2 protein-coding genes are annotated in these 2,135 nt (G+C 73.3%); one reads left to right on the top strand and one right to left on the bottom strand.

Going from position 1 to position 2,135, the window contains the following annotated elements; translation table 11 throughout:
- A partial coding sequence (locus tag ACTIDRAF_RS0225335; protein WP_016701449.1) for an MBL fold metallo-hydrolase occupies nucleotides 1-520 on the bottom strand: 520 nt, incomplete at its 3' end.
- A 218-nt stretch (nucleotides 521-738) separates the two neighbouring features.
- Between ACTIDRAF_RS0225335 and ACTIDRAF_RS31360 the strand changes: the two genes are divergently transcribed.
- Complete coding sequence (locus ACTIDRAF_RS31360) at nucleotides 739-2,130, top strand: acyltransferase family protein (protein ID WP_245533639.1); 1,392 nt, start codon at nucleotides 739-741, stop codon at nucleotides 2,128-2,130.
- Nucleotides 2,131-2,135: the final 5 nt, after the last annotated feature.

The following is a 2,135-nucleotide window of genomic DNA, read 5'->3' as shown; positions in this document are numbered from 1 at the left end:
GCGTCTTGCCGACCCCGCCGGGGAAGAGGGAGTCGCCGGTGAACAGGTGCGGGTGCCCCTCGGGGTCGCGGTAGAGCAGGGCGATCGACCCGGGCGTGTGGCCGCGGAGGTGGATGACCTCCAGCTCACAGCGTCCGACGGGCAGGGTGTCCCCGTGTTCCAGCAGGATGTCGGGCGGCACGGGCAGGTCAGCGGCGTCCTCCGGGTGCACGGCGGTGTCGACGCCGTAGGCCCCGGCCACCGCTCCCAGCGCCCGCCAGTGGTCCCGGTGCCGGTGGGTGGTGACGATGGTGCGCAGCCGTGCCCGGTCGTCGTCGTGGCCGATGAGGTCGGAGAGCCGCTCCGGGTCGTCAGCCGCGTCGATCAGGACGGCGTCACCGCTCTCCCGGCACCGCAGCAGGTAGGCGTTGTTGTCCATCGGGCCCACGGACACCTTGGTGATGACCAGGGCGGCGAGGGTGCGCACGGACTCGGCGCCCCCCGGTTCGACGTGACCCGTGTAGTCCTCTGAGCGCTCCACGAAGCCAGCCTAACCACCCCGTATTCCCGGCTGGCGGCGCGGCCACGTCGCGGGATCGGTCACAAGGCGTGGCCGGTGCACCGAGAGACACCGCACACGCCCCGGCGGTCTTCCTGGAAAGGATCATCCTCCGTCCGTACCGTTAACCCGGTGTGAGCGGTGACCGTCACAGCCCGTCGCCGCATCCGTTCCGTTCCACGGCAGCCGGGGTGCCACCCGTGCCCGCCGGCCGCCCCGACCCCAGGGGGCCCGTGCAGTACACCGGAGTGAAGACGACCAGGTCGCCGCGCCGCATCAGTTGGGATGTGCTGCGGGTCATCGCCGTGCTGGCGGTGGTGTTCCAACACGCGACCCACCAGGTCACCATCAACCACCCGGAGTTGGGCGATCCGCCCTTCCGGTTCTCGCTGCAGATCGGCGCGGCCACGCTGCTGACGATCTCGGCGTTCTTCGTCTGCGAGACGGTGCGCAGGGGCAACACCCTGCGGTGGTGGTGGAACAGGGTGGCCCGGCTGCTACCGGCCTACGTGGTCGCGGTGCTGTTCACCTGGGCGGCCTTCGCCGTGCTCGCACCGGCCGACTGGTACGTCCCCACCCCCTGGGACGTCGCCGGCAACCTGCTGTTCCTCCAGTCGTGGCTGCCGTCGGTGCACTACGTCGACGGCGCCTACTGGACCCTGCCCGTGCAGCTGCTGGCCTTCACGGCGGCCGCGCTCCTGTGGCCCCGGGGACGGTGGAACACCTGGCACGCGCCAGCCCTCGTCTGGGCCGTCGTGCTCGTGCCGCTCGGCTTGCGCCTGCTCTACACGCCGGAGAGCCCGCAGTGGTTCCGGTTGCTCTTCGACGGGCTCGGCCTGCACCGCGCGCACCTGTTCGCGGCCGGCGCCGCGATCTGGTTCTGGAGCCGTCGCCGGCTGGGCGGGTGGCACCTGACGGCGCTGCTGGGCGTGCTGCTCGTCGCCCACGAGGCCCACTCGGCCGACCTGGCGTCCACCGTCGCCTTCGGGGTGCTGCTCGTGCTGATCGCCCTGGCTGCCGGCGGGCCGGACTGGGACAACCCGGTCCTGATGGCCTTCGCCCGGCCCATCCGCTGGATCGGGGGGATCTCCTTCGGTATCTACCTGCTCAACCAGGAGGTCGGCTACCTGCTGTCCAGCGTGCTGCTGTCCAGCGGCGTCACCAGCTCCTGGGTGCGGCTGGCCGCGGTGGTGGCCCAGGCCATCCTGCTGGGCTGGTTCCTGACGACGCTCGTGGAACGTCCGGCCCACCGCTGGCTGACCCGCCGGCTGCCCGAGCTGCTGCGCTCCTGGCGGGGTTCCCCCGGCGAGGCCACGGCGTCGTCGGCGGCGGGCCCCGGCTCCGGCGGGCGTGGCGGTGCCGAGAGCGTCCGGTCGGGCCGCCCCGGCGACGGGGCCGGCGGCGAGCACGAGTTGGCGGAGCGGGGCGTGCCCGCGCGGCCGGCCCACGACCTGGTGGAGTTCGCCGTCGCCCAGCGGGACGGAGACCTGGCGGAACGCCGCGGCACCGGGGTGGCGGACGCGGCGGCCGCGCCGCTCTCGGTGCGGCCGGTGGACGAGCGAACGGTGCGGCGGGCGCCGGGGCGGGACTGACCTCC

Origin of the sequence: Actinoalloteichus spitiensis RMV-1378, assembly GCF_000239155.1 — a bacterium.
In the GTDB taxonomy this organism is placed as follows: Bacteria; Actinomycetota; Actinomycetes; order Mycobacteriales; family Pseudonocardiaceae; genus Actinoalloteichus_B; species Actinoalloteichus_B spitiensis.
This window is presented reverse-complemented; position numbering and strand designations above follow the sequence as displayed.